At 70.8% G+C, this 3,315-nt stretch carries 3 protein-coding genes and 2 pseudogenes; all 5 read left to right on the top strand.

The window, feature by feature from the left end; all coding sequences use genetic code 11:
* Nucleotides 1-370: TilS substrate-binding domain-containing protein (locus ACXJKL_RS17755; protein ID WP_457208335.1), on the top strand; the 370-nt coding region annotated here is incomplete at its 5' end.
* A 181-nt stretch (nt 371-551) separates the two neighbouring features.
* The gene (locus ACXJKL_RS17750; protein ID WP_457208334.1) at nt 552-1,478 is read left to right on the top strand and encodes a DUF559 domain-containing protein; all 927 of its coding nucleotides are present in this window, start codon (nt 552-554) and stop codon (nt 1,476-1,478) included.
* A gap of 151 nt (nt 1,479-1,629) precedes the next feature.
* Entirely contained in the window at nt 1,630-2,181 is a 552-nt protein-coding gene (hpt, locus tag ACXJKL_RS17745; RefSeq protein WP_457208333.1) for a hypoxanthine phosphoribosyltransferase, read from the top strand.
* Between the two features lie 97 nt (nt 2,182-2,278).
* Nucleotides 2,279-2,530, top strand: a pseudogene (locus tag ACXJKL_RS17740) (ATP-dependent metallopeptidase FtsH/Yme1/Tma family protein); the annotation flags it as partial.
* 237 nt (nt 2,531-2,767) lie between these two features.
* Nucleotides 2,768-3,315, top strand: a pseudogene (locus ACXJKL_RS17735) (AAA family ATPase); the annotation flags it as partial.

Here is a 3,315-nt window from a genome sequence, read left to right as displayed (position 1 = left end):
GCTCGAGGACGAGCTCGGCCCCGGCGTCGCCGCCACCCTGGCCCGCACGGCAGACCAGCTCCGCGACGACATGGGCCTGCTCGACGAGTTCGCTGCCGAGGTGGCGGCCGCCGTCACCACCGAGGATGGCCTCGCGGTCGAGGCCCTTGCCGGCCAGCACCCCGCCCTGCGCCGCCGCGTGCTGCACGACGCCGTCCTGGCCGCCGGTGCCCCCGCCTCCGAGGTGCGCCACGAGCACGTCCTGGCCGTCGACGCGCTGCTCACCGACTGGCGGGGCCAGAAGTGGATCGACCTCCCCGGCCACCTGCGCGCCGTACGTCGCGAGGGACTCGTCGTCCTCGAGCGCGCTCCCTCGGCCCCGGGCGACTGAGCGCCCGACCCGATCCTTCGACCTGCACTTCCACGCAACCGGGCGGAGGGACGGCCTCGGACCCGCCTCGCGGCCCGAACTCCCGCGCACCTGCGTGGGATTCCATCCGAGCGGCGATCCCGGGCTGATCCCCGCTGTGGACAACGGTCCGACGCGGCCCGACAGGGGAAGCCTCCCGGACATGGACCTCGACACGACCCGTCCCTTCCCTCGGTGGCAGGGACTTCGCGCCGGCATCACCCGGGCGACCCTCGACGGACCCTCCTACCAGCGCGTGCTGCACGGGGTGCTCGTGGCGTCGGGTGTCCCGCTCACCCCTCGGCTGCGGGCCCAGGCGGCCCTCGTCTGCTTCTTCGCTCACGCGTTCGCCAGCCACGCGACGGCGGCCCGGGTGTGGGGGGCGCCGATCCCGACCCTCCCCGGGGAGCACGTGACCGTCCCGACCGCCGGCGAGCGGCTCCGGCGCGACGGGGTGACCTGCCACGTGCGGACCGGAGCCGTGGCCGTCGTCCACGACGGGATACGGGTCTCGTCGTTGCCCGACCTGTTCCTGGAGATGGCGGAGCAGGTGCCGCTGGTGGAGCTGGTCGTGCTCGGCGACTGGATGGTGCGACGGAAGGGAGTGAGGCCTGGGCAGCTGGTCCGGGCCGCGCGATCCGCGCCGGGCGTGGCCGGGCGGCTGGCGCGGCAGGCGGCGTCGTACGTCCGGAGGGACGTCGACTCACCCATGGAGAGCAGGCTGCGCATGCTCCTCGTGCTCGCCGGCCTGCCCGAGCCCCGCGTCAACCTCACCATCCGCGACGTGGACGGGGAGCCGGTACGACGCTTCGACCTCAGCTGGCCCGAGGGCAAGGTCATCGTCGAGTACGACGGCCGCCTCCACATCGAGAGGGAGGCGCAGTGGGAGGCGGACCTCGCGAGACGCGAGGAGATCGACGACCACGGCTGGCGGATCCTGGTCGTGGTGTCGAACGGCGTCCACCGAGACCCCGGGGCGACGGTGGAGCGCGTGTGGCGGCTGCTGCGCAGCAGGGGAGTGCCGGGGGTGCCGACCCGACCGGGGCAGGCCTGGCGGGCACACTTCCCGGGCCATGCGCCGTACCGGTGAGGTCCCGGACCGGCAGATCGACCTGGGCGCGTGGAAGTGCAGCCTGCTGGCCCCGCCCACCCCTGAAGTTCCACGCAACCGCGTGCACGTCCCTCTCCCGTTCCTCGACCACCCGACGACGGGGGAGCCGGGTGCACCTAGGCTGCACGGCATGGACGCGTCCCACGTGGAGTCTGACCTGGTCAACGTGCTCTTCACCGAGGAGCAGATCCAAGCCCGGCTGGGGGAGATGGGCCAGCAGATCACCGCGGACTACGAGGGCCACGACCTGCTCATGGTCGGCGTGCTCCGTGGCGCCGTGATGGTGATGGCCGACCTGTCCCGCGCGCTGGGTCGCCACGTCGAGATGGACTGGATGGCCATCAGCTCCTACGGCTCGGGCACCAAGTCCAGCGGTGTGGTGCGGATCCTCAAGGACCTCGACACCGACATCACCGGTCGCCACGTGCTGATCGTCGACGAGATCATCGACACCGGGCTCACCCTCAGCTGGCTGGTCAACAGCCTGGGCAGCCGCGGCCCGGCCAGCGTCGAGATCGCCACCCTGCTGCGCAAGCCGGAGGCGCTGAGCATGCCGGTGGAGCCCAAGTACGTCGGCTGGGACATCCCCAACGAGTTCGTCGTGGGCTACGGCCTCGACTACCAGGAGCGCTACCGCAACCTGCGCGACATCGGCACCCTGGCGCCGCACGTCTACTCCTGAAACACCCGTCGCTTCACCCTGCCTGAAAGAATGGGCCGGACCCGCGGGTGCGCGTGACGCTGTACGGTCACAACCCCCGAACCCCTCGTCGCGAAAGATGCTTGTGAAGCGTATTTTCAAGGGCCCCTGGCTGGTGGCACTCGTGGCGGGTGTCGCCGCCCTGTTCGCCATCCAGTTCCTCATCCCCAACGGCGGGTACGACGAGGTCAAGACCTCCGAGCTCAACGCCTGGATCGCCGACGGCGAGGTCAAGGACATCACCTTCATCGAGGGTGACCAGGAGATCCGCGCCACCCTGGACAAGGGCGTGCGCGACGGCAGCGACAAGGTCGTCACCTACTACATCCAGGGCCAGCAGGAGTCCATCCTCGCGGCGGTCCAGGAACAGGCCGACGAGGGCACCATCGACGAGTACACCTCCGAGGTGCCCAAGCCGAGCGTCATCGGCTCGCTGCTGGTGACCCTGCTCCCCTTCGCGCTCATCGTGCTGCTGTTCATCTTCTTGATGAACCAGGCCCAGGGCGGTGGCCGCGGCGTCATGCAGTTCGCCAAGAGCAAGGCCAAGCTCATCACCAAGGACATGCCGAAGACGACGTTCTCCGACGTCGCCGGGTCCGAGGAGGCGGTCGAGGAGCTCGGCGAGATCAAGGAGTTCCTCCAGGAGCCCGCGAAGTTCCAGGCCGTGGGCGCCAAGATCCCCAAGGGCGTGCTGCTCTACGGCCCGCCCGGCACCGGCAAGACGCTGCTCGCGCGCGCGGTCGCCGGGGAGGCCGGGGTGCCGTTCTTCTCGATCTCCGGCTCCGACTTCGTGGAGATGTTCGTCGGCGTCGGCGCCAGCCGGGTCCGCGACCTGTTCGAGCAGGCGAAGGAGAACGCCCCCGCGATCGTCTTCATCGACGAGATCGACGCCGTCGGTCGGCACCGCGGCGCCGGCATGGGCGGCGGCCACGACGAGCGCGAGCAGACCCTCAACCAGCTGCTGGTCGAGATGGACGGCTTCGACGTGCGCGGCGGGGTCATCCTCATCGCGGCCACCAACCGGCCCGACGTCCTCGACCCGGCCCTGCTGCGCCCGGGCCGCTTCGACCGCCAGATCCAGGTCGACGCCCCCGACCTCAACGGGCGCCACCAGAT

The organism is Nocardioides sp. P5_C9_2 (genome assembly GCF_054049555.1).
The sequence above is the reverse complement of the archived record's forward strand: the minus strand, read 5'-3'. Positions and strand labels throughout refer to the sequence as shown.

Bases quoted from the DNA above. Each gene is read 5' to 3' on its own strand.
- ACXJKL_RS17750 (WP_457208334.1), top strand. From the start codon at position 552: ATGGACCTCGACACGACCCGTCCCTTCCCTCGGTGGCAGGGACTTCGC.
- hpt (WP_457208333.1), top strand. From the start codon at position 1,630: ATGGACGCGTCCCACGTGGAGTCTGACCTGGTCAACGTGCTCTTCACC.